We start from the raw sequence: 26559 nt of genomic DNA on the forward strand, positions 1-26559 counted from the left end.
TTAATTCCATGAGCAAGTGGAAAAAAGGGTTAAGCCTGCTGCTGACGGCGATGCTCGTGTTCGTGCTGGCATCGTGCGGCGGCAATGGCGGCGGAGGCGGAGACGCGAAAGGGAGCGCCGGCAATTCCGGGGGGAACTCGGCGAATCCCGGCGCGGAGGGCAGCGGAGATATCGACACGTCGAAGTTCGTCAAGATCAGCTATCTGGTGCTCGGCGACAAGCCGAAAAACGGGCAGTTCGAAAAGGTGCTGGCCGAAGTGAACAAAATCATGAAGGAAAAGATCAACGCCGAACTGGAATGGAAATGGATCGAATGGGCCGACTGGCAGACGAAATACAATCTCGCGCTGGCTTCCGGCGAGCCGTACGATCTGATCACGATCGGCACGGACTGGCTGGACACGTGGGGCAACGCGCAGCGCGGCGCGTTTATGAACCTTGATGAGCTGCTGCCCAAATACGCGCCGGAAACGTGGAAGTCGGTTCCCGAGGAAGATTGGAAGGAAAGCATGTACAACGGCAAAATCGTGCTGATTCCGGAAAACGATTACACGCAGTGGGTAAACCACGGCTTTTTCTACCGCGGCGACTGGGCGAAGGAAGCCGGGATCACCGAACCGATCAAGGATTGGGAAGGCATCGGGAAGTACCTGCAGTATATCAAGGACAACAAACCGGACGTCATTCCCTGGGACGCCGCATCGGGCACGCAGACATGGGGCGGATTCGTGCAGTCCTCCACCGACGAGCTGGAGCTGCCGATCTCGACCGGTTTCCTGCCGGTCTACACGGCCAAATCTTATGAAGAGAAATTTACCGTCGTCAGCCCCGTTTTTGAGGACGTGTTCTTGGACTACGCGACGATGATGAAAAGCTGGGCCGACAAAGGCTTCTGGCGCGAGGATGCGCTGAACAACAAAAACAATAACCGGGACGCGTTGAAGGCGGGCCTGTCCGGCCTTGACCAGCATCACACCCAGACGTTCTCCGGCTTGCGGGTGGAGATGGACCGGCTGCAGCCAGGATCGGAGCTGCAAATGTTCCCGTTCTCCCGGACGCGCGGCACGAACCTGATGGAGCTGTCGATCACGCACGGCGGCACCTCGGTTGGCGCGCACAGCAAAAACCCGGAGCGAGCTTTGATGGCCTACGACCTGATCCGCAACAACGAGCAGGTTTACCACTTGCTCAACTACGGCATCGAAGGGGTGCAATACGTGATCAAGGACGGCAAACGCGCCCGTCCCGAAGGGTATGACGACGTCAGAGACAACTTCTACTCCGATTTCTGGGGCGGCCGGGTCGACAAGTTTGAAATTTCGAGCGAAACGACTTGGGATCAGATCGAAGAGACGCTGTACGCCGAATACGACAAGATCAAAAAGCCTTACGTTTACGGGCAATTCGTGTTCGACAAGACGCCCGTGGAAGCGGAGCTGACGGCGATTTCGCAAGTAACCGGGGAACTTGGTCCGGCGATCGTAATGGGCAAGGCGGGCGATCCGGCAGCGGCGGTGGAGGAGTTCCGCAGCAAACTGAAGCAGGCCGGGTACGACAAAGTGCTGGCCGAGCTGCAAAAGCAACTGGACGCGTATAAAGCGCAGCTGGGCGAGTGACCTCGGCGATCGGCGCTGCTGATCCGGTAGACCGCTCGCCGTCATGCAGCGGATAGCTGGCCGGGAGTTCACGCAAAACGCGAGACGGAGGGCGGATGCCGATGGGCGTCAGCTCTCCGTTATCCCGGGTAGAGCAACCATTTCATTTCAAGGAGGGAATTTATATTTTGATGCTCAAACGCCTCGCCAAACCTTTATTGCTTTTCCTTGTCGCTGCGTTGGTTTTAGTTCATTTTGGCCCGGTTCCTAACGTTTCGGCCCAGTCCGAACCGCTGGGGGCGAGCACGGTGAGAACGGCGTTTACGCCGGACCAAATCTGGGCGGATACAAACGGCGATCCGATCGACGCCCATGGCGCCGGAGTGATGTTCGATGACAAGACGCAAAAATATTACTGGTACGGTGAATACCATCAAGACGCTTGGCCGGCGGCCGGGGTGCGCGTCTATTCTTCGGCGGATTTGCTGAACTGGAAGGATGAAGGCATGGCGTTGACGATGGTGAAATCGATGGCCGATTTTACCGACGATCCGCTTATTTCCGAGCTGTACGCCGGGCGGACGGATACTTACAACATCTGGGCGGACATTCGCGTTGGCCGGATCATTGAAAGACCCAAGGTCATCTATAATGAAAGAACGCAGAAATACGTGATGTGGGCCCATATCGACGGGGACAAAAATCCCGAAAACAACGCGCAAAACTACGGAAAGGCCCAGGCCGGATACGCGATCAGCGATTCGCCGACAGGGCCGTTCGTTTACCAGCGCAGCTACCGCATGGATCAATGCCCGCCGGATCAGGTCGACTATCAGCCCGGCAACCCGGGTATGGCGCGGGATATGAACCTGTTCAAGGACGACGACGGCACGGCTTATCTGATTTACTCCAGCGAAGAAAACCGGACGATTTACATTTCCAAGCTGCTCGACGATTATTCGGACGTAGTCGGCTGGCATAAAGACGGGAACGTGGACGAAAACGGCAATCCCGTTCGCGATGCGGTTTACAAAGGCGTTTACGGCGAGGATTATGTGCGCGTATTCCCCGGAGGGGTGCGCGAAGCGCCGGCCGTGTTCAAATATAACGGCAAGTATTATTTGCTGACCTCGGGCGCGACCGGATGGTCCCCTAACGAAAATATGTTCAGCGTGGCCGGTGATATTTTCGGACCGTGGTCGCCGCTGAAAAATCCGTTTGTGCGCACGTCGCCAAGCGATCCCGATCCGGCCAAGGCTTTCGGTTCGCAGACGACAAACGTGATTCCGGTCGATCCGGAACGCGGCAAGTTCATTTATATGGGCGACAACTGGAACGGCGGCAATTTTTCGGCGAACGGCGGCGCGAAATACATTTGGCTGCCGATCGAATTCGGCCAGGGGACGGACATCTCGATCAAATGGTATAGCAGCTGGACGCCGGATATCTTGGACCATATGGGCGGTGTGGAAGCCAAAGTGGAACTGCCGGAAGTGATTGAAACCGGCACGCTTCTGAATTTGCCGAGCGAAATCGAGGTGACGCCGCACGGCGCTTCGGCTTCCATAACGACACCGGTCGTTTGGACCGTTGGCGGCCAGCCTTTGGGTGCCGGTACGTTTGCGCTGCCGGGCGTTTATTCGCTGCAGGCAACGCTGCCGGAATTCGGCGGCAAAACACTGCAGTTCAGCCTGTACGCCGTTCCGACAAACACGATTTATTTCGTGAACAGCGGCGGTCAGGAGACGAGCGATTACCGGCTGATGACCTCTTACCTTGAAGCGGCGCTGCTCAACAAGGGCACGCCGGAACAAGCGTACGATCCGGGCGATCCCGCGGCTTGGGGGTATCTTGGGACAGCTTCCAAACCGGCCGGTGCGGAGAGCGGGGATATTTTTACGACTCTAAGGTATTTGAACGGAGGCAACGTCGTCAACTCTCCCGCCGGGACCGATCTAACCTATAAATTCAAGGTTGATAACGGAACCTACACGGTTTATACCGGCTTTAACGACATCTGGCGAAACAGTACGCGCAAAGCCGACTTATACATCAACGGGGAAAAGAAGACGGCGATCACCTTCATTGCAAACCGGGTGTACGGTCATGCCGCGGATGTGACGGACGGGACGATCGAGATCACGGTGCGAAACACGGCGGCCCAGGATCCGCTGATCAACTGGATCATGATTGTGAACGATTCGCTGCCGGAGGACCCGCTGCAAGGGCTTCGCGCCCACGAGGAGAACGCGGGTTCGGCCTCGCTTAGCTGGAACAGGACGCTCGGCGCGCTAGCTTACACATTGTACCGGTCCACCCGCGCAGACGGAACGTACGAACCGGTCTACCATGGCAAGGAAACGGAGTTTACGGACAGCGGCCTGAATCCGGCGGCGAACTATTACTATAAGATCAGCCACACGGATCTGTCAGGCGAATCGCCCTTATCCGCGGCGCTGCCGCTGCGGCAGGATCAAACGCCGCCGGGATTTAAGCTGCTCGCGGGCGGAGCCGAACTGGCGGAAGGGGATTCCTTTGATGACTACGCGCCGTTGACGTTCGAAGTGTCCGATAACATGTCGGATCTTATATCGGCGCAGATTACTGTGACGGGAGCCGTATACACGGTGGATTTGACGCAAGGAACCAGCGTCGAAATCGATTTGGCAGGGAAAGTCGGCCGCCATGTTGCCGAAATCAGCGTGGCGGATGCGGCGGGGAACGAGCTCAAGGGCACCTTCGAATTTCATGTCACGACCAGCATCGCCTCCATGACCAAATTGTTGGAGCGGTTTGCGCCGGAGCTCAGCCGCCCTCTCGTCAAGCCGCTCGCCAACAACCTCAAACAGGCGCGGCGCGAGTTGGATAAAGGCCGCCCCGATAAAGCGGCTAAGCATATGCGCGATTTCCTGAAGCACCTGAACAATCCGGCTTTGGCCCGGGAAGGGGATGAACACGCAAGGGCCGTCCTGAACGCGGACGCCGAGGTTTTGATCCGCCAATGGACTGAAGAAGGAACACCAAGTCTCGATAACTGAATAAATGATTAATTGAGTTAACTAAATGGTTTTCCCTAAGATTCTCGTTCCGTACAGCATTCCCGTTCCTACGAACCTATGAAAAAGGGTTGGCCCATACCTTTCTATCATTTTCCGAATAGATTGCAAGAGAGGATGCACGCAATCGCATTCTCTCACTTTCATCGGGTTTTGGTAGAAAGGAGAGGCTTCAAATGGGGAGAATCACGATCAGGGAGCTGCAAACCGGTTACGCCGGCCGCTTGTTTACCCCGCTGGAAATCACAAAAAGGTATTTGGGACGAATCTTGCTCAAAGATCCGGCGTTGAACTCGTTTATTACGATCGCCAAGGAGCGGGCGATTCTGGAAGCGAAACGGCTTGAGGCCAAAGCCAGGGCCGGCGAACAGACCGGTGCGCTGTACGGCATCCCCCTCGCTTACAAGGACAACATCGACACCAAAGGAATCCGCACGACCAACGGCTCTTCCATCGACGCTTATAACGTGCCTTATAAAAATGCGGCGGTCGTTCAGCAGCTGCTGCTCAAGGATTCCATTCTGCTTGGCAAAAATAATCTGCACGAGTACGCCCTCGGCGTAACTTCCAACAATCCGCACTACGGTCCCGTCCACAATCCATGGAATCGGGAATATACGCCGGGCGGCTCCAGCGGCGGATCGGCGGCGGCGGTGGCCGCCGACTTGACCGCGGCTTCGATCGGTACGGATACGGGCGGCTCGGTACGCATCCCGGCAGCTTCCTGCGGCGTCATCGGCCTGAAGCCGACCTACGGTAAGGTGCCGACAAAAGGGGTGTTTTATGTATCATGGACGCTGGATCATGTCGGTCCGATCACGTCCACGATGAGCGATTTGGCGGTGTTGGCCGGGGCCATGCTGGGGCAGTCTTATCTGCCCGACCTGAAGACAGATGTTCGGGGGCTGCGGATCGGCGTACCCACCAGTTATTTTAACGAGCGCATCGATCCGGAAACTTACGGTCTGTACCTGCGCGCCCTGGAAGCGCTGGAGGCGCTCGGCGCGATCCTGATCGACACGGACGTGTCGTTTGTGGCCGGAAACGCCGAAACGTCGCTGACCATCGCCGCCTCGGAGGCCGGCTATGTCCACCGGAGCAGGATGGAGTGCTGCCTGTCCCAATACGGAGAGGATGCGAGAGCTTTGCTGGAATCGTCGCTGGAGATCACCGCTTTGCGCTATATCGAGGCGCTGAAGGCGAAGGAACGGTATGCGGAAAAATTCGCCCGCCTGTTCCGGGAAAACATCGATGTGCTGGCCACGCCCACCATTCCGATTCCGGCGCGGAAAATCGGCGTCGACGAGGTGCGGTTCGGCCCCTATACGGAGAGCGTTTTTGACGCGATGACCCGCTACACCGGCATTTTCAATATGGCGGAGGTGCCGGCCTTGTCGATTCCGTGCGGCCTAACCTCCGAGGGTCTTCCCGTCGGCCTGCAACTGGTTGCCGCCCGCGGCCGGGAGGATCTGCTGATCCGGGCGGGCTACGCCTATGAGCAGGATCAGCTTGGGGATTTTTACCGGGAGCGGGATAGAGTCTGCGCCGGATATATTTCGGAATGATGCAGAGGGGAACATGGTCTCGGGCATCCGCCGCATATGCGCGGCGGGTGCTCTTTGCTTGAAAGAATGGAGATCACTGGCTGGTTTGCTGAATTTTTCAGAACGCATTGACCATAATAAGGTAAGGATGTCCGACGACAGCCACAGAAAACGAGCCCTGGCTTGGGAGGAGCGGCGATGCAGAACATTGGCGAGACAACAATAGCGCCGCGTTTGGATGAAAATGCCGCGCGGCTGTACGAGGTCTACGCGGATAGCTTTGACGCCGTGTTTCATGATTTCAACTGCGGCGGAAAGCGGGCGGTGCTCGTATATTTGGACGGTTTGTCCGATACGGAGAAGATCGACGAACAGATTCTTGAACCCGCGTTGAAGCTGCCGGAAGGGGAGGGACTGGATGGCCTGTGCGCATGTTTGCCCGTATCCGCGTTTTCCCGAACCCTCTCGTTTGAAAAAATCGTTGCGGAAATCGGCAACGGCAATCCGGTGCTGTTGATGGACGGTGAAGTGGAGGGAATCTCGTTTAGCCTGGCCAAATGGGACAAGCGGTCGATTTCGGAACCAGAAGCGGAATCGGTCGTGCGCGGCCCCCGGGAAGGCTTTGTGGAAACGCTGACGGTCAATGTATCGATGATCCGCCGCAAGTTGAAGTCGCCCGAATTGAAGATGCGGGCCATGGAAATCGGCCAGTATTCCCAAACCAAGGTCGTGATCGCTTATTTGCACGGTGTTGCGGATTCCGCGCTCGTCGCGGAAATCCAAAAGCGGCTGAAACGCATCGATGTGGACGGTGTGCTCGAGAGCGGCTACATTGAAGAGCTGATCGAGGACAATCCATACTCGCCGTTTCCGCAGCTGCAGTCGACGGAGCGTCCGGACGTAGTCGCGGCCGGACTGTTGGAGGGCAGGGCGGCCATACTGGTCGAAGGGACGCCGATCGCGCTGATCGCGCCGACAACGGTTTTTGCGTTTCTGCAATCCCCCGAGGATTACTATCAGCGTTATTATATTGCTTCGGCTATTCGCTGGCTGCGTTACCTGTTTGCGTTTATCGCTTTGATCGGTCCCTCGTTTTATGTGGCGATCGTCACGTTTCATCAGGAAATGATTCCGACTACGCTGCTGCTCAACATGGCGATTTCCCGGGAACAAATCCCGTTTCCCGCCCTGGTGGAAGCGCTGTTGATGGAGTTTACCTTCGAGGCGCTAAGGGAGGCCGGAGTGAGGCTGCCGAAGCAGATCGGGGCGGCGGTCAGCATCGTGGGGGCGCTGGTCATCGGACAGGCGGCGATCTCGGCGGGCCTCGTCTCTTCCCCGATGGTCATGGTGGTCGCGATCACCGGCATCGCCTCCTTTCTGATTCCCCACTTCACCTTGGGCATTTCCATCCGGCTGCTAAGGTTTCCGATGATGTTTCTGGCCGGATTCCTCGGTTTCTTCGGATTAATGATGGGGCTTACGATCATTCTAACCCATTTGTTCGCTTTGCGTTCCTTCGGGGTGCCGTACGTATCGCCGGTTACGTACACAAGCGTCAACGCTTTGAAGGATACGATGGTCCGCGCCCCTTTCTGGAAAATGAACCGCAGGCCGCGTATCGGTGTCCTGAATCGCTACCGCCAGGGTGCGGGTCAGCGTCCGGGGCGGGAGGGCCAACGCCGATGAAGCGCGGCAAATACCGGCTCGCCGTATGGGGGCTGCTCGGAATGTTTCCGCTGTTGTCGGGCTGTTGGGATCGGACGGAGGTTAACGATTTGGCTTTAATCATGGCGGCCGGACTCGATGAAGGCAAGAACGGAGGCATCGAACTTTCCGTACAGGTGTACACTCCCAGCCAAGCGTCCGGCGGGGGCGGCGGACTCGAAACCGGCGGCGCGGACGGCAACGGCGGCAGCCAGGTTATCGTGCAGAGCATACGCGGAGCCGATTTCGCGGACGCTGCGGCCAAATTGCAGGAACAGCTTCCCCGCCAAGTATTCTGGGGTCACAGCGAGGTATACGTGCTGGGCGAACAGCTTGCCCGGAAAGGAGTTCTGGATCAGATCGATTTTCTGTTCCGCCATCCCCAGCCGCGCGAGCGGGCTCATGTTTTCGTCAGCAAGGGTAAAGCCAAAGATATTCTAAGCATGAGCACCCGTATCGAACGGGACAGCTCCGAAGCGCTTCGGGAATTGTCCAATCTGTCGATGGGGATGGGGATTACGATGAAAGATTTAAACCAAATGCTGACCGGCCGGTCGAAGGCTGCCATTTTGCCGCTGATCGAAATTAAGCGGGAGCAGGGCAGCGATTATTCCTTTCCGGTCATTTCCTGCGTCGCGGTTCTGAAAGACGGGAAGCTGGCGGGCGAATTTAATGAAGACGTCCGCCGGGAAACGCAGTTGATCCGGGGTGAACTGAACGTATTGAACGTTACGTTCCCCGTAGAAGGAAAGAAAGAACAGGAAGAGGGGCTTATATCCGTCCGCATTATCAAGTCGCGCGCCAAGCTGGTCCCGGAGATCCGCGGTGATCGGTGGAGGTTGACGGTGCTGGTGGAAGGCGAAGCGGTCGTGCAGCAGAACGAATCGGCGGTCGATGTGACGAAGCCGGAGGAGCTGCCGCGCTTGGAGAAATTGTTAAACCGGAAGCTGGCGCAAAAAGTGGAACAGGCCTTCAGTCAGATTCAAGCGGAAAGCCGGGCGGACGTTTTTGGGGCGGCGGACGCGTTTTGGCGGAAATATCCCCGGCAATGGGCCAGGGAGGAAAGCCGATGGAACGATATTTTTCCGAACGTCGACATACTTGCCGCAGCCAAGATTCGCATCTTGTCGCCGGGTTTTTCCGGGAAAAGCCTGCATAAATGAGGGAAAAGCATGATCGGTTTAAAAGTGATCGGCATCAGCCTGCTGGCCGCCGCCTTGTTTCTGTATGAGCTCCCCCTGCTGCGGGCGGGAAAAAAGAAAGAAAAAATCGCATTTGCCGTCCTGACCTTAGGAGGGTGGGGGCTGGGCCTTGTGTTGTTGTTCGTTCCCGGTTTGCCCGGTCCCACCGAACTGATCAACTACGTGTTCCGCCCCATCTGGATGTTATTGACTCCCGAGGGATAGAGGTGCGTACTCAACCGTATGGAAAAGGAAAAGATTTCGAATATACAACTCGCCTTTATGATGTATTTGATGGTCGGAGGCACCTCGATTCTCATCGTGCCGTCGTTCACCGCGGCGCAAGCCAAGCAGGATATGTGGATATCCCCCGTTCTTGGTTCGGTGTTCGGGCTTCTCATCGTATGGCTGACGTGGAGCTTGCACCGGATGTTTCCGGGAGAGACGTTGATCCAGTATGTGCAGCGCGTACTCGGAAAAGCGCTGGGAAACGCGTTCATCGCCGTGATCCTGTTTTTCCAGATCGACGCGATCGGCTTAATCGTCAGGGAATATGCGGAATTTACCGTTCAAGCGTTCCTGTCGCAAACGCCGCTCGTCATTATTATCGCCAGCATTGTGCTGACGTGTTCATTTGCGGTCAGGGCGGGCGTGGAAGTTATCGGGAGGTTCGGATTGATCTACGGTCCGCTGTTCTTTTTGTTTGTGCTGGCCATCTTTTTATTGCTATTGCCCGATTACAAATTTACGAACATGCTTCCCGTATTCGGCCTGGGGATTCGTCCCGCGTTAAAAGGGGCGTTGGAGCCCTCGGTTTGGTTTATGGAGTTTTTGTTTATCTACTCTTTTTACCCGGCGGTCCGCCAAGGGGATCAGACCTTAAAAGGAGGGATATTCGCGGTCGCGCTGATGATGTTCACGATGGTGATCACCAATTTTACCTGCTTGTTCCTGTACGGGGAAGCTACGGCCAACCTTACTTTTCCGACGCTTTCGGCATCGCGGTATATCAGCATTTCGGACTTCTTTTCCCATGTGGAGGCGATTGTGATGGCGCTTTGGATGCTGGGCGGTTTTGTGCAAATATCCATGTGGTACTATTCCTTGACGTTGAGTACGGCACAATGGCTCAAGCTGGACAATTACCGCTTCCTCGTGTTTCCGGTCGGCCTGCTCATCGGGGTTTTCAGCATCTGGACGGCCAAAAATTTTCAGCAGATGCTGAAATTTTTTCCGACCGGAGGGACGGGGTTTTCTTTCGTTGCCCTGTTACTGATGCCGCTTCTGCTCTATGCGGTGGCGCTGATTCGGCGGAAATTTTTTTTCAACAAATATTGACATGATTCGCTGCATTCAAATAAGATTTAACTTATATTTATACAAAATTGGATTTGTGGAGGTGAAACAAATTGTTTTTCAAACAACAGTATGAAGAGATCGCCAAAATCGGAAAAACGATTTTCGACCATCCCGAGCTGGGTTACAAGGAGTTCTCAACAAGCGCATTGGTGTCGGATTATTTGCGGAAAGTGAACCCCGACGCCTCCCTGGAAACGTTCAGCACCACCGGTATCAAAACGACGCTCGGACCGGGCAAGCCGTTACATATCGCATTTATCGCCGAGTTGGACGCCGTTTACGCGCCGACTCACTGGCGGGCGGACGAAGAGACCGGGGCGGCCCATAACTGCGGCCATTATACGCAAGTGGCCATCGCGCTCGCCATGTACAACTATTTCTTTACGACGAAAGCGTATGAGGGGTATAATTATACACTTTCGTTCGTTTTTGTGCCTGCCGAGGAATATCTTGATCTGGCTTACCGGGAAGAACTGCTGAAGCAGGGGAAAATCTCCTATTACGGCGGAAAACCGGAAGCGATGAAGCTGGGCGTCTTTGACGGCATCGATATCGGGATCTGCGTTCACGCCATGGGCGGGGAATACCCGCGGCGGACGATTGAGATCAATTGCGATTTGGCCGGATTTTTGTACAAGAAGTACAGCTTTAAGGGCAAGGCAAGCCACGCCGGATTTGATCCGTTTTCGGGAAACAACGCGTACAGCATGTCGACTTTGTTCAACGTGGCGCTGGGCCTATGCCGCCAGCAGCTCAAGGATGCGGAGAAGGTGCGCATGAACCCCATCGTGATGTCCTCCGATATGTCCACCAACGTCATACCGAACCAGATTACGGTCGGCACGGATCTGCGGACTCAAACCGTCGATTATATGACCGAGGTGGCCGCGAAAATGGACGACGCCGCCAAGGGCAGCGCGCTGGCGCTGCAGGGCGAGGTCGCCATCGAGACACAGATGGGGTATTTGCCGTTCGTGCAGGACCGGTATTTATCGGAATTCGTGCTGGAAGCGTTCCGCGAAACCGGAGAAATCAGCGATTGTCTGAACAATAACGCGATCAGCGCGGCCGGCGACATCGGCGATTTATCCTTTATGATCCCCTGCATCCAGATCGGGTACAGCGGTTTTACGGGAACAATCCATGGGGACGACTTTAAGGACATCGACCCGGAATTCATTTACGCCGTATTCCCCGAATTTTTGACTCGGGTGTTTGAACGCATGAACGGGCGTATCGACCCCAGCAAGCTGTACCGCCGTTCTTTCGCCGATTACGAGAAGCTGCTGGCTTCCATCGTGACGCCCTCTTGAGGCGCGGGCGGAACGATGACGAAAACTTACCGAGGAGAGACCCATGAAGCCGAAGTTAAACTTTATTTATTTGCTTGTTTTTGTACTTTTGGTCATCACCGTTGCCGAGTGGATCGGCATCCAGTCGATTCCGGTCGGCTCGGTGCGCATTAGTTTGCTGCCGCTCGTTTTCGCCATCCTGATTACGATGGTTTTGGGCTTGGCTATATTCCGCAAAGGATTCATGAAAAAATCTACAGCAAAGAAAACGTGGATTTTGCCGGCAAATATCTGATCTTTATCATGCTGCCGCTCATGGCCCGGTACGGAGCCGATATCGCTCCGAAAATCCATGAGATCATGCAGGTTGGCTGGGTATTTATTCTGCAGGAAATCGGCAACCTGGGGACTGTACTGCTGGGCTTGCCGGTGGCCATTTGGATCGGCCTGCGGCGCGAAGCCATCGGAGCCACGCTCGGCATCGGGCGGGAAGGCGAACTGGCGTACATCTCCGAGAAGTATACGCTGGATTCCGACGAAGGCCGGGGCGTGTTGTCCCTTTATATCATCGGAACCTTATTCGGCACGCTGTTCTTCAGCATTATTGCGCCGTTGATGAGCGCGGCCGGCTTCTCCGTTGAAGCATTGGCCATGTCTTCCGGGGTCGGCTCCGCGAGCATGATGACCGGGGCATCGTCCGCGCTGATCGCGGGTGCGCCCGAGCGAACCGACACGATCACCGCGTATGCGTCCGCAAGTCAGCTGTTGACCAGTTTCCTCGGCACGTACACGATGGTGTTTTTGGCGGTGCCGCTGCAGCGTTTTATGTACAAACTGTTGGTTAGGGGGAAAGCGAAATGACGAGCGGATTGAACAAATACGTCAAATACGCTTTAGTGCTGCTGCTTAGCGTGGCGCTGATCCTGTTCACGGAACAGATCAAGCATCTGAAAAATCCGGAATCTGCCTCCATCTCCTGGGATACGATCGGCGGGCTTGCCGTGCTGTGGCTGTTTTCCTTTATCGGCATCCTCATCTCGGCGGTCATGAAGAAGGTTCCGGTCAAATTTCTGCAGGAATTTCCGGTGCTTGGCTGGGTGTCAATCACTTCGCTGATCTTCTGTCTTTCTTCCGATGTGTTCGTAAACGCGATTCAAGCGGTGAATTTCCTCTCGATCACGACGCCGATCCTGACGTTCGCGGGCATTTCGGTGGCCAACCGGCTGGTGGATCTGCGCAAAACGTCCTGGCGCGTCGCCATCGTCGCCATTTTCGTCTTCACGGGAACGTATCTGGGCAGCGCTATTGTGTCGGAAATCGGTTTGGCCTTTACCCGCTGATTTCCGCGGGTAGAAAGCGGCGGCTAACCTTGGACCTGGTATTTTGCGGGTCGCGGTTGGCCGCCGCTTTTTTTAATCTAACCGTTACGCGGGCCACCGCGAAATTAGCGGTAAAAAAGGGCGTTATTTACGTCAAAACAGGGGGTTAATCGCAAATAGAGGAAAATTTTGTCGCTATTTTCGGCAGATGAGGGCGAAACTCCCCTTTTTTTCAAGTCTGGAATAAAATAGAGACCAAAAGTTCCGCTATTCACGGACGAGGGATCGAAAATCAAAAATAACGCCTAAAATTACCGCTATCTCGCCGCATTTTGACGTAGACGTATACCACCGTTAGCTTGAGCTGTATCTTCTGGACTTGTAGTAGTCGTGTCCCATGCGGCCGTGCCGGCGCTTGTAATCCGAAGAGGAGCCAAAAGGGCGAGGGTGCCCGTAACTGCTGCTGTATCGTTTTCCGTAATGCCTCCCCGAGCTGCTGCTGTATCGTTTTCCGTAATGCCTATCCGAACTGCTGTAGCGCCGCCTTCGGTGAGAATCATGAGACATCGAATGCAGGATCTTATCGATGAATCTTCTTAACATCATAATCACTCTCCTTATTTGTAATCATTATTGATATTTTATTCGGATATTAACATAAAGGAGACGGCACTTTCAAATCCGGGTGCATCGTCCGTGCTTTATTGGAATTTGGTATGACGGCTCAGCGACTCCAGCTCTTTCATGAATTCCGCGGAACCCGAATAGGGCTCCCGCAGTTCCAGCAAACGTTCGATGACCGTTTTCAGCTCGCCGGAGAGCGCCAGCTCGTCTTGCCAGCTTCGCTCCTCCGATGGACCGCTGTTTTTTTTCGGCTCGTACGCAGAGTAGAGGAGAAATAGCATAAAATGGCCGATGTCCAGCAAATCGGAGGAAACCTCCGCCGCTTTAAACTGCCTTGAAGCCGTACCACGCCGGCAGAACCCGTTCCGCACGGGAAAATGGTCCGGCGCCGGTTCGCCTATTTTTCTCGCCAAGCCAAAGTCAATGAGATAGATTTCACCATCTTTCACCAGAACGTTGGGAATGCGCAAATCCAAATGGACGTATCCTTTTTCGTGGGTGTACATAATGAGCTCCAAAAGCTGCCACGTAATCCGTACGCATTCCCGCTCTCCGTACTTATAGTCCAGCCCAAAGATCAGATCTTCGAACGTATCGCCCTGCAAAAAAGACATTGCCAAATACGCGTTGCCCTTGCCGGTAAACCATTCGATGAATGCGGGAAATCGCGGATGCGGCAACGCCTTCAGAATCATCGCTTCCCTTTCCAGCAAGCGTTTGGCATAGGGGCCTTTGCTTGGTCTGGCCTGCTTGACGGCGACCAGGCTGCCGCTGGCCCGGTCTACACATTTATAGATTAAACCGTAGCTGCCCTGGCCGACGATTTCTTGTACGACATACCGGTTGTCGAGCACTGTGCCCGCCGCAACCGGATAATCCCGCCATGCGGCATAAAACGAGCTCAGGAATGAAACGAAACGCATTCATGGTCCCCCATTTCTCCTTTACATATAGTTGACGCCGCATACTGTAACATTTGTTATAGTAAATGGGGATGACTTTATTTGCAACGGAATGATAGTTTGCTACGTAATCATAAATTACAACGTATCATAGAATAGACAAGACGAGGTAGGCGTTATGAAAATTGAACTTATTGAGGTTGCGGACGCTTCGTACCAAAGGGCCGAGGAGCGGGCGGGCGAATATTTTGCCGCGCTGAAGGCGCAGCTCCATGAACGGAGTTATGTTCCCGGTTTAATCGAAGATATTGGGCAGTGGAAGAGGAGGCATATTCATCGCGCTCCGCTGCCGTTTCTTTTTGCCAGGACACGAAAGAAGCCCGATCCCTCCGACGTTCAAACCTATTTGAGGTGGCTGAACCGGTCGGGCAAGCTGGACGCTTATTTGGAGCGCAGCGTATCTTATATTTATATGCGGGATTTGGGCAAAGATTTGAACGACCCCCGTACGCGAAAGCGGTTGGAGCATTTCCTGGCGGATCTGAAAAAACTCTTCCTGAGCCCCGCCGAATCCGCCGGCGGTAACCTGCCGGAGTTGCTCAGCCTGAGGTCGTTTTACCGCTGGGCCGAGAAGGAAGGCGTGGAGGGCGCTGCCATCTGGCTCATCGATAAGCTCAAAGGCGTGTCCGCCCACCTCCCCAAAGAAATGAATGCGGAGGAAGCCCAGCGGAAGCTGATCAAAATTATTCTCGGCGTCGTATTGCACGCCTTGGACGAAATCAGCGAGGAAGCCCCAGCCGCAAAGCGGGCGCAAATCTTGGAAGCAGCGATCAAATCGGGTTACTATTACGGACTGACTTATCCTTTTATTGACGATTTGCTGGATTCCGAAGCGCTGAACGCGGACGAAAAGGAGCGCTATTCCCGGATGATCCGCGCCGCGCTGATCAGCGGGACCGTTCCTGAACCGGGGGAATGGAGCGGCGGGCAGCGCGAATTGATGCGCTACGTGTACACGGAGCTTCGCGAAGCTTACGAGTACATTAAAAGCCGTCAACCCGCGGAAGCCCAGCGGACGTTTTTCGACCAATCCTATGTTTTCTTTCATGCCCAGCATGTGGACAGGGTGAAGGAGCTTGCGCATGCGGATTATTCCAACGAGGAACTATATTTGCCAATTATACTTAAGTCCTCTTCGTCGCGGCTGATTGTCCGTTCCGTGATCGGGGCCCCGCAGGACGAGGGTTTTGACCGGCGGGTGTTTTATTACGGCTTGTACAACCAGTTGGCCGACGATTTCGCCGACCTGTCCGAAGATATGGAGCGCGGCGCGGTAACGCCTTACACCTATTATTATAAATACCGCCATCAACGCCCGGATTTGATCAATCCTTTCGAATTATACTGGGCGGTCATCTTTCATTTGATCCATCATGTCTACCGCTCGGATGCGGCAGTGCGCGAAATCCTGCTCGACCGGGCCATCAATGGGCTTAAGCGGTATCGGAAACGCGCCGGTCAAGCGAAGTACGAAGAAGTGATGGAGATTTTTTCCACGGGCAGTCCGGAATTGAACCGGTTCATAGAGCGCATGGTGCACAAAGCGGAAGACGTGGATTTCTTGGATAAATTGCTGCGGGACCAACTGCTCGCCGTCATGAATCGCCATCGCAGCGAACAGGAGCAATTTGCCGAAATCATCCATACGGCCCGCCTGGCCATTAATAAACGGTTGCCGCTCTCCAAACCGGGAGCCGCCGCTCCGCCGATGCAGGAGCTGCTGATCGAAACGGCCAACTATTGCCTGGAAGGCAGCGGCAAACGGCTGCGGCCGATCCTCGCCTGGGTGATGGGCGTCAATGAGTTCGGGTTGCCGGACGCGGGGCTTACACCGCTGCTTAGAGCGCTCGAATATATGCACACCGCTTCTTTAATTTTCGACGATCTGCCGTCCCAGGACAACTCGTCCATACGCCGAGGGAGGCCTACCCTGCACCGGGTTCACAACAGCGCGATCGCGGAATTGACGGGGATTTTCCTGATTCAGAAGGCAATCGAAGAGGTATCTTCTCTCGAAGGCTTCCCCGGCGGCGCCGTACTTGCTTTGCTGAAGTATATGTCGCAAAAGGCCGGAGAAATTTGCATGGGGCAGGCAATGGACCTTAGTTCCAGAGGCAAGGCGCTGACCTTGGATGAACTGAATCAAATTTGTTTTTACAAAACCGGGATCGCTTTTGAGGTATCGCTGGCGGCACCGGCCATTTTGGCCGGTGCGGACGAGGCGGATATAAACGTTCTGAAAACTTACTCCTATCACGCGGGGATCGCGTTTCAAATAAAAGACGACCTGCTGGATTGGGAGGGCGACCTAAAGCAGCTGGGCAAGCCGACCGGGCAGGACAAAGATAACGAAAATTCTACGTTTGTGGCGATCCTCGGCTTGGAAGGCGCCAGAAAGCAAATGTGGGAACATTACTGCCTAGCCGAGGAAGCTTTGAAGGAGCTGCCGCGGGGCACCGTTTTTTTGAGACACTTACTGCATTTCATCGTGGGCAGGGATCGCTAGGCTATGGCCTGGCGGCCGGCCCATGAATTATATTGTGTAAATTTTCACATACTTTGTTTATAATAATTTTGGATGGATAAATTTACTATCCCAGAGAAAGAGAGGAATGAAATGATCAATGTGACGAAACTGCTCACCGGCATGCAGAGCGAGGGGGATCATCTCCGCTATGACATCACGCCGGGAGACAAACCGTATGGCGTTTCGGCCGGCAAAGGGCCGGTTGTGGTCTGGAACGCGACGCGCTCCTGCAATTTAAGCTGCAAGCATTGCTACGCGGATGCCCGGGCGTCCAAGGAACCGGATGAGCTTTCCACGGCCGAAGCCAAAGCGTTTATCGACGACTTGGCTTCGTTTCAGGTGCCTGTGCTGCTTTTTTCCGGGGGAGAACCCTTGGTCCGCAAAGATATTTTGGAGCTGATTTCTTATGCGGCCGGCAAAGGACTGCGTCCGGTCGTATCCACGAACGGCACGCTGATTACTCACGAGAAAGCGAGGCTGCTGAAGGAGTCCGGGGTCAAATATGTGGGCATCAGCCTCGATGGCCTGGAGGAGCGCCATGATTTGTTCCGCGGCCGGAAGGGTGCTTTTGCCCAGTCGTTGGCCGGTTTGCGCACCTGCCTGTCCGTCGGGCAAAAGGTGGGCGTGCGGTTTACGATCAGCAAGCATACATATCCCGATTTGGATGGGGTGCTCGATTTGATCGACCGGGAGAACATCCCGCGCGCCTGCTTCTATCATCTCGTATATTCCGGTAGAGGAAGCACGCTGCAGACGGAGGATGTCACCCGCGAGGAGTCGCGGCGGGCGCTGGACAAGATCATCGCCAAAACGCTGGATTTGCACCGGAAAGGGAAAAAGACGGAGCTGCTCACCGTGGACAACCATGCGGACGGGGTTTATTTGTATCAATGGATGAGGGAGCATGACCCGGAGCGGGCTCCGCTTTTGCTCGGGCTGCTGCGGCGAAACGGCGGCAACCGTTCCGGGGTGGCCATCGGCTGCGTCGATTGGCATGGGCGTATTTATCCGGACCAATTCACCCGGCACCTGGAGATTGGCAACCTTCGCACACAGAAGTTCAGCGAAGTTTGGCGGGAAGCGGCCCACCCCGTCATGGCCGGACTGCGGGACCGGAAACCGCTGCTGAAAGGGCGGTGCACGGCGTGTGCTTGGCTGGATTTGTGCAACGGCAACTTCCGGGCAAGAGCGTCGGCCACCGGCGATTTCTGGGCGGCCGATCCTTCCTGTTATTTAAGCGATCGTGAAATCGGGATCGTATAAAGCCAACGTATAAAAAGGAGATAACGCCATGCTCGTATCCTGGAATGTGACCAGAAGATGCAATCTTTATTGTGAACATTGCTATCGCGATTCCGGACCGGAGTCGCCGACGGAAGGCGAACTGACGACGGAGGAAGGGCGCCGGCTGATAGATCAGATCAAGGAGGCGGGATTCCGGATGCTTATTTTCAGCGGCGGCGAACCGCTGACCCGCGGCGATCTTTGCGAGCTGATCGCTTACGCAGCGGGGCGTGGGCTGCGCGCCGCGCTGGGCAGCAATGGCACGCTTCTTGACAGCGCCAAAGCCGCCGAGCTGAAAGAAGCCGGTCTGGCGGGCATCGCCATCAGCATTGACAGCGCTTCTCCCGCCTACCACAACCGCTTCCGAAAGGCGTCCGACGGGTGGGAGCGGGCGGTGCTGGGGATACGTTACGCGCGTGAAGCCGGACTCAAGGTTCAGATCAATATGACGCTGACCTCCGAAAATATGGACGATTTCGAACGGGTGGCCGCATTGGCGGAGGAGTTGGACGTTTCCTCCCTGCATCCGTTTTTTCTCGTCCCGACCGGCCGCGGCATTTACATCGAAGAAAATGCGTTAAAGCGCGAACAATATTTCACCGCATTAAAAAACGTCCTGGCGAAGCGAAAGGCGACCTCGGTTGAAATCAAGCCGACCTGCGCCCCGCAATTTATGCCTTTGGCCAAAAGCATGGGGTTTAACCTGCGCTACACGCGCGGCTGCCTGGCCGGCGTCGCCTATTGCTCCATCCTGCCGAACGGCGAGGTGCATATTTGCCCGTACCTGCCGGTCAAGGTCGGCGATGTGCGCGAGCGGCCGTTTCACGAAATTTGGGAAACCAGCCCGGCGTTTCAGGACTTAAGGAATTTCGAGAAATATGAAGGATCTTGCGGGTCGTGCCGGAATGTCGGGATTTGCGGAGGCTGCCGGGCCAGATCGTATTATTACAGCGGCGGCAATTATTTGGCGGAGGAGCCATGGTGTCATAAAAGACCGGCTGCAAGAGCGGCGGGCGGGAGGGAAGTTTAAATGGAGCTGGATGCGCAGGATCGGTCTCTCCTGAACCGGCTGCAAGCCCGTATTCCTCTGACGGCCGAGCCTTGGCAAGCGCTTGGCGAAGAGCTGGGGCTGAAGCCGGGAGAAGTGCTGGAACGGCTAAAGGGGCTCAAGGAGCAGGGAGTTATTCGGCGGATTGGCGGCGTTTTTAACCCGGCGGGTCTGGGGTACGCGGGAAGGCTTTATGCCATGGAGGTGGAGGAGAGCCGCTTTTATCAGGCCGCCGCCGTCGTCAACGGCTTTAAAGGGGTAACCCACAATTACCGCAGGCGGCATCGGCTGAATATGTGGTTTACTTTATCGGCACGGTCGGAGGAAGAGCGCGAGGCGATTCTCGGGCCGATTCGTAAAGCAGCGGGTTATGCGCGGCTGTACGAATTTCCGTCCGAGCAGGTGTTCAAGCTGAACGTGTTTTTGAATATGGAAGGGAACGCCGAAAAGGGCAGCCCTCCGCTGCCCAGAAGCCAGGAGCGCGTGAGCCTTTCGCCGCGGCGGGCTTGCGAGACCGATGAACTGGATCTGCGGATCATTCGCGAGCTGCAGGGCGATATGCCGCTGTTGCCAGACCCTTTTGCCGAGGTGGCGGACCGGGCTGGCTGCGGCAGAGAAGACGTATTGATCCGGCTGGAAAGGCTGCAGGCCACGGGGGTTCTGAAGCGGGTTGCCGCCGTTTTGCGGCACAGGGTGGCTGGTTTTTCCGCCAATGGTTTGTTTGTTGCGGTTCTGCCGCGGGAAAAAATCTGCGAGTCCGGCCAAAGATTGGCTGGCTTCAAACAGGTCAGCCATTGCTATCAGCGCCGTTCCTATCCGGATTGGCCGTACAATTTATATGCGATGATTCACGCCTCCGAGGAAGCGGAAGTGCAGCGCGTTGTCAGGGAGTTTGTTGAAGAAGAACCGGTTGAGGCTTATGACATTCTTTTCAGTACGGAAGAGTTAAAGAAGACAAGCTGGTCGCTGTAATTCTTTGAGAAAATCGGCAGGCCTGCGGGCAGCAGCTGTGTTAATATGGAGAGAGGTTTAAGTGCCATTTCGGAATAAAACCAATGATGAGGTGAGCTAATGGAAACTCAGCATGGAATGGGAACTCTTTTTCCGAGCGTGCAGCAGTTTACAACAGCGTCCGAAGAACGGTGGAAGCCGGCCGCTGCCTCCAAAATTCTCATTATTTCCACTGCAAAATCCTCCGGCAATCCGCGGCTTGACGACACGGTGTCGCTGCTTCAGTCGGAGTTTGCGGCTAAACGGCTGCCGACCGAAAACAAGCTGCCGCTTCAATACGGAGCCATCGGCGACGCCGCCCCCGGCGATTTGGTCATCGAGCTTGCCGAACCGCGGGAAACAAGCAATCCGGAGGGCTACACGATCGACATTGGCAGTTTTGTTAAAATCACGGCGCCTGGCGAGCGAGCGGTCATGTACGGCGTCAGAACCGTGCTGCAGCAGCTGCTGCGGAAGGGCTATCTGCCTTGCGGCAAGGCCGTCGACTACCCGGCGGTGCAAGAACGGGCGCTGCATGTGGATATGGGGAGAAAGTTTTTTACGGCCGAATGGATCATGGCAAGAATTAAGGAAATGTCCTGGCTGAAGCTAAACGCGCTGCAGCTGCATTTTTCGGAAAACGAAGGTTTTACGCTGCGGAGCGACCGCCATCCGGAAGTCATGTCGCCGGAATATTTAACGAAAGAGCAAGTGCGGGAGATCGCCCGGGTGGCGGAACGTTATCACGTTACGCTAATCCCTTCCCTGGATTCGCCGGGCCACCTGGGTTACGCGCTGCGGAATCATCCGGACTGGCTGTTGAAAGATACGAACGGTGTTCCGGCCAAGGGAGCGCTGGATATTACGAATCCGCACGCCAGAGCGTTTGTGCTGGATTTGATTGACGAGTATGCGGAGCTGTTTCAGGCCAGCCCTTATTTCCATATTGGCGGCGACGAATTTATCGATTTTGAAAAGTTTGACGCGTATCCCCAGTTAGAAGAGTATGCCCGGGAGACGTTGGGGATCGAAGGCGGAACAGGCGTTGATGCGTATATCGACTATATTAACGACATCGCCGATCATCTGGAGCGGAAGGGCTTTGTCGTGCGGGCGTGGAACGACGGATTATACCGCGCCGATCAGACGGAACGCGCCGCGCTCAAGTCTACCATTCAAATCGCCTATTGGACCAAATGGCATCGCAATATGGCTAGGGTGGAAGCTTTTATGGACAAAGGCCATGACTTATTGAATTATAACGATTCGTATTTCTACTATGTGCTGGGGGAAAATGCCGGCTACAAATATCCAAAGGGAGAAAAGATCTACGACAGCTGGCATCCCGGTGTGTTCCCCAGAGTGAGCGAGGCGGAAGGGCAAGAGTACGCGCGGCCATACCCCGACGCATTGATCGGCTGCTCTTTTGCCATTTGGAGCGACAAACCGTCGGCGCAGACCGAAGCCGAGGTGAGCGCCGGCATCGCCGAACCGTTGCGGGCCATGGCGGAAAAATCATGGCTTGCGGAGAAGCGCTACGGCAGTTATGAGGAGTTTAAGGCGGCGTTTACGTCTTTATAGATTTCGGAACAGCAAATCCCTACTTTTTGATGGAAGTAGGGATTTATATTAAAACAAGAAATTGTATTTTCGCTTTCCGTGAAGGATTCTGCGGATTTCCACAGTTTCATCATTAACTACACAAAATACAATATATGGGTCAACTATCAGCATTCTGTAATTCAGTGCCTGAAGACGAAGGTCATTTGGAATAGATTTGTTGTTGGGGAATATTTCCAGAATAGAGATGGTTTGGTCAAGCTTATTGGCCATTAAGAATGCGGCGTCAGGATTATCAAGCATGATGTATTGGATGATTTCAGATAAGTCTTCTTCAGCAATGGGCAAGTATTCGATTTTATATTTCTTGTCCACGGATTTGACTCCTAAGGTTTTTCATCACTTCAGCGTGACTCTTTTTGGGAGCTCCGTCATTACTTTGCTTTTCAGCCAAGGCGAGCTTTTGGTATAGTTCGATTAAAGCTTGTTGTTTCTCAAATGCAGCATGACTCATGACGACAAGATCACTTTGTCCATTTTTTGTAATAAAAATAGGTTCTCCATCCTGATGTGCTAATTCGGAAATCAAGTTGAAATTATTTCTTAAATCAGAGATGGGACGAATCGTGGGCATTTTTTTCACCTCAATCATTTTATTGTTATTAATATTATCATAATTATGATAATGAATACAGGGGTGAGGGCGAACACGGCAAATTGTAACGGTTATAGGCGTGCTTAGCCGTTTTTTTGATTAACTTTTTATAGCGGGGGATGCAGTTTGAAGCAGATAGATTTGCAACCTGTAACGGGAATGTCGCCTGTTATCGGTTTATTGCATGCGATGGTGAGGTTTAATTTTTTGCGCTTGAAGCAAGCGGTAGAAGGGTTGACGCAGAAAAAAATCGATTACAAGGGGCCAAAAGGGGAACAAAACAGCATAGCGCAATTAATCAGGCATTTGACGGTCGTTGATCTTCATTGGGTGTATCGTCTGCAAAAGGCGGAAGTTCCGGCAGAATATACTGCGAAGTTTGGGCCGATGTATGATGCGGACGGTAAGCTGCCTATGGTCAAAAACGTTCCCTTGCAAACTCTTCTGGAAGATTACGAGCAGATTCAGGAAATGCTAAAAGAAGTATGTTTAAAACTGGATGATGATGAACTATTGAAAGAAGTTCCTTATGAAAACGGCAATACAGCAACCGTTCGCTGGGGCATTTGGCATATCGCCGATCATAGCCGCCACCATTATGCTCATATCGTCGGCCTGAAAAAGGGCTGAAGTCTAGAAACCAGTGTTCAACAGCACGCTACTGGAATGACCGACCGTCGGCTAGGTATGACCAAGTGGCCTTCATAATAGCGGCATTTTATGTACTTATTTTCCTATGAATGGTCCAGAATGGGGGCAGTTTCACGTGATCCGGGAAAATAGCGACATAAATTGCCCCTAAAACTCTCAAATGGAAGGTTACCGCCGGAATAAAGACATTTTTTGTTCTTATGTTTTTCGCCGGAGCCTTTCGTTCGGTCCAAGTGCAATTTCTGTTTGTTACACGTAATGATAGTGTCGCAGACGATACTTTTTTTCTAAGGAATGATAAAATGTGAAACCGTTTGAAGTCGTTAGTCTGGATATGTTCCAAACTTTAGTGAATGTGGATTCCAGAATCGAGCAGATATGGAAGCCGATATTAGTGAATACCTATACGCATGAAGCTGCAGACGAGTGCGGGCGTTTATTATTAAATTATTTTTTCGAGCATTGGGAACAGATGAAAGAAACGAAACTATTTTTCTTAATGAGCGAAGTATATGAACGCAGTTTCGGAAGCTTATTCCGGCAAATGAACATGACGTACGAGGCAGCGGCAGCCCTTAAAATATTATTTGAGGAACACACACGCTCGGAATTATATGAAGACACGTCCAGTTTCTTAAATAAAATTTCGCCAAACTATAAGGTTTGTATCGTTAGTGATGCGGACGAGGCGATGATCCCGGAATTTTATAAGGAATACGGGATGCGGATTCTGACTTCCGAACATTATCGGTCTTATAAAAATGACGAAAACAATACGATGTTTAAAGAATTGCTTCAAATTTATGATACGGATCCGGACAAAGTTATTCATATCGGAGATTCGGTTTCCGATGTCGTAGGGGCAAAGCGGGAAGGCATAAAAGCATGCTGGTTGAACCGGAATAAGCGCGTTTGGAATCACGAAATTGAACCGGACTATGTCATAGAATCATTAAGCGATTTAGAAGTCATACTGTAATTCATCCGTGAAAGGAAGGTCCCGAATCCGATGCAAGCTATTCAGATGATTGAATTAAATCAGCAAAACCTTGAAGAAGAAGGAGGATATTGCTTACGAAGCAAACCTCTATCAACCGGATATCAGAACAAAAACAACTGGTTAAAGGACGAGCTGGCAGCAGGATTAAAATACATAAAGCTGATGGAAAATGGAAAACAAGCAGGATTTATAGAGTATACGGCTGCGGAATATTCGTCCAGAGTCGTCCACGCCAACGATTATATGATCATCCATTGCTTATGGGTCAACATTTCCGGAAAAGGCCACGGAACCAGACTTATCCATAAATGCATTGAAGATGCAAGGCAGCAAAATAAATGCGGTGTTGCGGTAATCACCAATTCGGACACTTCTTGGACTCCGAGCAAAGACATTTTCTTGAAAAATGGGTTTACTCTGATTCAAGAAGCGCCCTACGGATTTGAACTGTTAGTACATCCGCTCAAGGATGGTCCGCTTCCTTTTTTTCCAAACAATTGGGAGGAAAGATTGAAAACTTCCGATGAACTAACCATTTTCCGCACCAACCAATGTCCGTTTGTGGATGTCGCTACCGAAAATATGTTAGAAGGGGCCCGAAAGCTCGGGCTTGAAGCCAAAGTCATTGATATGAAAAACAGAGAAGAATTGATGGCGTTATCCCCGACGCCGTACGGTATTTTTGGGGTTACTTATCGCGGGCGATTAGTTACGTTCCATAGACTTACCGTTCACTCCGCAATCAAGAAACTTAAATCCCTTTGCAATTAAGCAGAGAAAAATGACTCAAGGAGATTCTGGAATCATCTCCTTGAGTCGCCAGTTTCAAGCAAAAGCTCATGCAAGCTATAACGTGCCGGGCTTTTTTTCCTTTTCGTTAAAAAACAGCTTCATCATCGGAGGGGTGACGATCGTCGTGATCAGTACAACAAGCACAATGACGGCGAACATCCCTTCGTTCAGCAGCCCGGCTTCTTGACCGATGGCGGCAATGATCAGCGCGACCTCGCCCCGGGACACCATCGCCGAGCCGATCCCTAGGGCGCTGCGCCAACCGAAGCCGGCGGCTTTGGCCCCAAAGGCCGATCCCAATAGTTTGGTGGCTATGGCCAGCACGCTTAATCCGGCAATCAGGCCGAGCTGGGAGGAGACGGCGGAAAAATCGACCTTTACGCCAATCGTCGTAAAAAACACGGGGACAAACACAGCGTATCCTATCGTTTCGATTTTTTCGGTAACCTCGCGCTTATACATGGTAAGGCTGATTGCCACCCCCGCAATATACGCCCCGATAATAGCGGCCACGCCGGCATATTCAGCCATGTAAGCAAACAGGAAGCAAATGATCAATGCTGCGGAGATGACCGACTCCGACACGCGGAGCGGAGAGAACTTGCGCAGTACCCAAGGGACGACTTTCCAACTCAAAACGATCGCGATCGCAAAAAACGCGAACTTCTTCAATATAATCATGCCCAAGTTTACGTCGCCGCCGGCGAAGCTCATGACAAAGGCCAGCAGGATAATGACGAGAACATCGTCAATCACGGCAGCCCCCAGGATCGTAGCACCCTCTCTGGATTTGAGCCTGCCCATTTCTTTCAGCGCCTGGACGGAAATACTAACGCTCGTCGCGGAAAGCAGCAAGCCGAGGAAAATAGCTTCAAATACGGGCATGCCGATTAGAATACCCGATAGATATCCTAATCCGAAAGGGAGGGCGATGCCGGCCAAACCTACGTAAGCGGATGCTTTGCCGGATTTCTTGAATTCATCCACATCCGTTTCCAGACCCGCAATAAACATGAGTAATATGACGCCGATCTGACTTATTTCTTCAAGAATATCGGTTTCATGGATCAAGCCCAACACCGCAGGGCCAAGCAAAATGCCTATAAGCAGTTTCCCCAAAACCGCTGGCTGCCGCAGCCTTACGCTCAGGTCCCCGGCCAATTTGGATGCTACCAGGATAATGGCCAGTTCTAAAATCAGCATGTCAATCATCCTCCATTGAAGTATATGATGTGAAAAAAATTAAAAAAAAACACAAAAAGAGCCTGCAACCAAGGGAATGTTATGCCGAAAACGACATACTACTCCCTTGGTGACAGGCTCCTCCAGGTGAAGAATTTTAAATTTTAATCAACGAGTGTAATTATACCAAAAAGAACAGGTTAGCGCCACTCATTTTTTTAATATGAAATTGAC

General features: G+C 53.4%; 21 protein-coding genes and 1 pseudogene. 18 read left to right on the forward strand and 4 right to left on the reverse strand.

Translation table 11 applies throughout. The annotated features are described in order from the left end of the window. Window positions 1–8 precede the first annotated feature (8 nt). The 10 genes and pseudogenes from DYE26_RS05350 (at window position 9) to DYE26_RS05395 (ending at window position 13071) form a co-directional block, all read left to right on the forward strand. Window positions 9–1616 carry a DUF3502 domain-containing protein gene (locus tag DYE26_RS05350; RefSeq protein WP_036622830.1) on the forward strand — a complete coding sequence of 536 codons (1608 nt, stop codon included), beginning with the start codon at window positions 9–11 and terminating at the stop codon, window positions 1614–1616. 170 nt (window positions 1617–1786) lie between these two features. Next, the gene (locus DYE26_RS05355) at window positions 1787–4633 is read left to right on the forward strand and encodes an FIMAH domain-containing protein (protein ID WP_240534230.1); all 2847 of its coding nucleotides are present in this window, start codon (window positions 1787–1789) and stop codon (window positions 4631–4633) included. 194 nt (window positions 4634–4827) lie between these two features. After that, window positions 4828–6216, forward strand: a complete 1389-nt coding sequence (locus DYE26_RS05360) for an amidase (RefSeq protein ID WP_036622831.1) — start codon at window positions 4828–4830, stop codon at window positions 6214–6216. A 177-nt stretch (window positions 6217–6393) separates the two neighbouring features. Beyond that, window positions 6394–7881: a spore germination protein gene (locus tag DYE26_RS05365; RefSeq protein WP_036622832.1), complete on the forward strand. Its 1488-nt coding sequence runs from the start codon at window positions 6394–6396 to the stop codon at window positions 7879–7881. Continuing rightward, window positions 7878–9062 (forward strand): Ger(x)C family spore germination protein, encoded by a 1185-nt coding sequence (locus DYE26_RS05370; protein ID WP_036622833.1) that lies wholly within the window; start codon window positions 7878–7880, stop codon window positions 9060–9062. The genes DYE26_RS05365 and DYE26_RS05370 overlap by 4 nt, the downstream gene beginning before the upstream one ends. 9 nt (window positions 9063–9071) lie before the next feature. Then, window positions 9072–9305: a hypothetical protein gene (locus DYE26_RS05375; protein WP_036622834.1), complete on the forward strand. Its 234-nt coding sequence runs from the start codon at window positions 9072–9074 to the stop codon at window positions 9303–9305. Window positions 9306–9323: 18 nt separating this feature from the next. Then, a complete protein-coding gene (locus DYE26_RS05380) occupies window positions 9324–10418 on the forward strand; it encodes a GerAB/ArcD/ProY family transporter (protein WP_036622835.1) in 1095 nt (364 codons plus the stop codon). A 71-nt stretch (window positions 10419–10489) separates the two neighbouring features. Further along, complete coding sequence (locus tag DYE26_RS05385; protein ID WP_036622836.1) at window positions 10490–11752, forward strand: M20/M25/M40 family metallo-hydrolase; 1263 nt, start codon at window positions 10490–10492, stop codon at window positions 11750–11752. A 43-nt stretch (window positions 11753–11795) separates the two neighbouring features. After that, window positions 11796–12592: pseudogene (locus tag DYE26_RS05390) on the forward strand (DUF3100 domain-containing protein). Then, the gene (locus DYE26_RS05395) at window positions 12589–13071 is read left to right on the forward strand and encodes a hypothetical protein (protein ID WP_036622837.1); all 483 of its coding nucleotides are present in this window, start codon (window positions 12589–12591) and stop codon (window positions 13069–13071) included. Before DYE26_RS05390 ends, DYE26_RS05395 begins: the two are co-directional and overlap by 4 nt. A gap of 680 nt (window positions 13072–13751) precedes the next feature. Here the strand turns inward: DYE26_RS05395 and DYE26_RS05405 are convergent. Next, window positions 13752–14597, reverse strand: coding sequence for a serine/threonine protein kinase (locus DYE26_RS05405; RefSeq protein WP_036622838.1), 846 nt, complete (start codon window positions 14595–14597; stop codon window positions 13752–13754). 157 nt (window positions 14598–14754) lie between these two features. Between DYE26_RS05405 and DYE26_RS05410 the strand changes: the two genes are divergently transcribed. The 5 genes from DYE26_RS05410 to DYE26_RS05430 all read left to right on the forward strand — a co-directional run bounded on the left by DYE26_RS05410 (window position 14755) and on the right by DYE26_RS05430 (window position 22066). Beyond that, window positions 14755–17142, forward strand: a complete 2388-nt coding sequence (locus tag DYE26_RS05410; RefSeq protein WP_036622839.1) for a polyprenyl synthetase family protein — start codon at window positions 14755–14757, stop codon at window positions 17140–17142. A gap of 111 nt (window positions 17143–17253) precedes the next feature. Further along, window positions 17254–18426: a radical SAM/SPASM domain-containing protein gene (locus tag DYE26_RS05415; protein ID WP_036622840.1), complete on the forward strand. Its 1173-nt coding sequence runs from the start codon at window positions 17254–17256 to the stop codon at window positions 18424–18426. Window positions 18427–18454: 28 nt separating this feature from the next. Further along, window positions 18455–19477 carry a radical SAM/SPASM domain-containing protein gene (locus DYE26_RS05420; protein ID WP_051985429.1) on the forward strand — a complete coding sequence of 341 codons (1023 nt, stop codon included), beginning with the start codon at window positions 18455–18457 and terminating at the stop codon, window positions 19475–19477. Continuing rightward, entirely contained in the window at window positions 19478–20467 is a 990-nt protein-coding gene (gene ahbB / locus DYE26_RS05425) for a siroheme decarboxylase subunit beta (protein WP_036622841.1), read from the forward strand. It abuts the gene before it with no gap. A gap of 99 nt (window positions 20468–20566) precedes the next feature. Beyond that, window positions 20567–22066 (forward strand): beta-N-acetylhexosaminidase, encoded by a 1500-nt coding sequence (locus DYE26_RS05430; protein WP_036622842.1) that lies wholly within the window; start codon window positions 20567–20569, stop codon window positions 22064–22066. A 48-nt stretch (window positions 22067–22114) separates the two neighbouring features. Here DYE26_RS05430 and DYE26_RS05435 read toward each other — a convergent pair whose 3' ends face one another. Together DYE26_RS05435 and DYE26_RS05440 are read right to left on the reverse strand one after the other, a co-directional pair. Further along, window positions 22115–22420 (reverse strand): type II toxin-antitoxin system RelE/ParE family toxin, encoded by a 306-nt coding sequence (locus DYE26_RS05435; protein WP_036622843.1) that lies wholly within the window; start codon window positions 22418–22420, stop codon window positions 22115–22117. Then, window positions 22404–22679 carry a type II toxin-antitoxin system Phd/YefM family antitoxin gene (locus DYE26_RS05440; protein WP_036622844.1) on the reverse strand — a complete coding sequence of 92 codons (276 nt, stop codon included), beginning with the start codon at window positions 22677–22679 and terminating at the stop codon, window positions 22404–22406. The genes DYE26_RS05435 and DYE26_RS05440 overlap by 17 nt, the downstream gene beginning before the upstream one ends. 147 nt (window positions 22680–22826) lie before the next feature. On the opposite strand from DYE26_RS05440, the gene DYE26_RS05445 reads away from it, so the two are divergent. The 3 genes from DYE26_RS05445 to DYE26_RS05455 all read left to right on the forward strand — a co-directional run bounded on the left by DYE26_RS05445 (window position 22827) and on the right by DYE26_RS05455 (window position 25122). Beyond that, window positions 22827–23330, forward strand: coding sequence for a DinB family protein (locus tag DYE26_RS05445; protein ID WP_227872748.1), 504 nt, complete (start codon window positions 22827–22829; stop codon window positions 23328–23330). Between the two features lie 325 nt (window positions 23331–23655). Continuing rightward, window positions 23656–24330 carry an HAD family hydrolase gene (locus tag DYE26_RS05450; protein ID WP_051985430.1) on the forward strand — a complete coding sequence of 225 codons (675 nt, stop codon included), beginning with the start codon at window positions 23656–23658 and terminating at the stop codon, window positions 24328–24330. 30 nt (window positions 24331–24360) lie between these two features. Continuing rightward, on the forward strand, window positions 24361–25122 hold the full coding sequence (locus tag DYE26_RS05455) for a GNAT family N-acetyltransferase (protein ID WP_036622845.1): 762 nt from the start codon (window positions 24361–24363) through the stop codon (window positions 25120–25122). Between the two features lie 75 nt (window positions 25123–25197). Here DYE26_RS05455 and DYE26_RS05460 read toward each other — a convergent pair whose 3' ends face one another. Next, complete coding sequence (locus DYE26_RS05460) at window positions 25198–26346, reverse strand: cation:proton antiporter (protein ID WP_036622846.1); 1149 nt, start codon at window positions 26344–26346, stop codon at window positions 25198–25200. Window positions 26347–26559 lie beyond the last annotated feature (213 nt).

Origin of the sequence: Paenibacillus macerans (genome assembly GCF_900454495.1) — a bacterium.
GTDB lineage: Bacteria > Bacillota > Bacilli > Paenibacillales > Paenibacillaceae > Fontibacillus > Fontibacillus macerans.

What these genes read in the sequence shown, in the direction of transcription:
- DYE26_RS05415 (WP_036622840.1), top strand. Translation starts at nt 17,254, where the DNA reads ATGATCAATGTGACGAAACTGCTCACCGGCATGCAGAGCGAGGGGGAT.
- ahbB (WP_036622841.1), top strand. Translation starts at nt 19,478, where the DNA reads ATGGAGCTGGATGCGCAGGATCGGTCTCTCCTGAACCGGCTGCAAGCC.
- DYE26_RS05410 (WP_036622839.1), top strand. Translation starts at nt 14,755, where the DNA reads ATGAAAATTGAACTTATTGAGGTTGCGGACGCTTCGTACCAAAGGGCC.
- DYE26_RS05370 (WP_036622833.1), top strand. Translation starts at nt 7,878, where the DNA reads ATGAAGCGCGGCAAATACCGGCTCGCCGTATGGGGGCTGCTCGGAATG.
- DYE26_RS05350 (WP_036622830.1), top strand. Translation starts at nt 9, where the DNA reads ATGAGCAAGTGGAAAAAAGGGTTAAGCCTGCTGCTGACGGCGATGCTC.
- DYE26_RS05355 (WP_240534230.1), top strand. Translation starts at nt 1,787, where the DNA reads ATGCTCAAACGCCTCGCCAAACCTTTATTGCTTTTCCTTGTCGCTGCG.
- DYE26_RS05375 (WP_036622834.1), top strand. Translation starts at nt 9,072, where the DNA reads ATGATCGGTTTAAAAGTGATCGGCATCAGCCTGCTGGCCGCCGCCTTG.
- DYE26_RS05360 (WP_036622831.1), top strand. Translation starts at nt 4,828, where the DNA reads ATGGGGAGAATCACGATCAGGGAGCTGCAAACCGGTTACGCCGGCCGC.
- DYE26_RS05440 (WP_036622844.1), bottom strand. Translation starts at nt 22,679, where the DNA reads ATGCCCACGATTCGTCCCATCTCTGATTTAAGAAATAATTTCAACTTG.
- DYE26_RS05420 (WP_051985429.1), top strand. Translation starts at nt 18,455, where the DNA reads ATGCTCGTATCCTGGAATGTGACCAGAAGATGCAATCTTTATTGTGAA.
- DYE26_RS05460 (WP_036622846.1), bottom strand. Translation starts at nt 26,346, where the DNA reads ATGCTGATTTTAGAACTGGCCATTATCCTGGTAGCATCCAAATTGGCC.
- DYE26_RS05405 (WP_036622838.1), bottom strand. Translation starts at nt 14,597, where the DNA reads ATGCGTTTCGTTTCATTCCTGAGCTCGTTTTATGCCGCATGGCGGGAT.
- DYE26_RS05395 (WP_036622837.1), top strand. Translation starts at nt 12,589, where the DNA reads ATGACGAGCGGATTGAACAAATACGTCAAATACGCTTTAGTGCTGCTG.
- DYE26_RS05430 (WP_036622842.1), top strand. Translation starts at nt 20,567, where the DNA reads ATGGAAACTCAGCATGGAATGGGAACTCTTTTTCCGAGCGTGCAGCAG.
- DYE26_RS05365 (WP_036622832.1), top strand. Translation starts at nt 6,394, where the DNA reads ATGCAGAACATTGGCGAGACAACAATAGCGCCGCGTTTGGATGAAAAT.
- DYE26_RS05455 (WP_036622845.1), top strand. Translation starts at nt 24,361, where the DNA reads ATGCAAGCTATTCAGATGATTGAATTAAATCAGCAAAACCTTGAAGAA.
- DYE26_RS05380 (WP_036622835.1), top strand. Translation starts at nt 9,324, where the DNA reads ATGGAAAAGGAAAAGATTTCGAATATACAACTCGCCTTTATGATGTAT.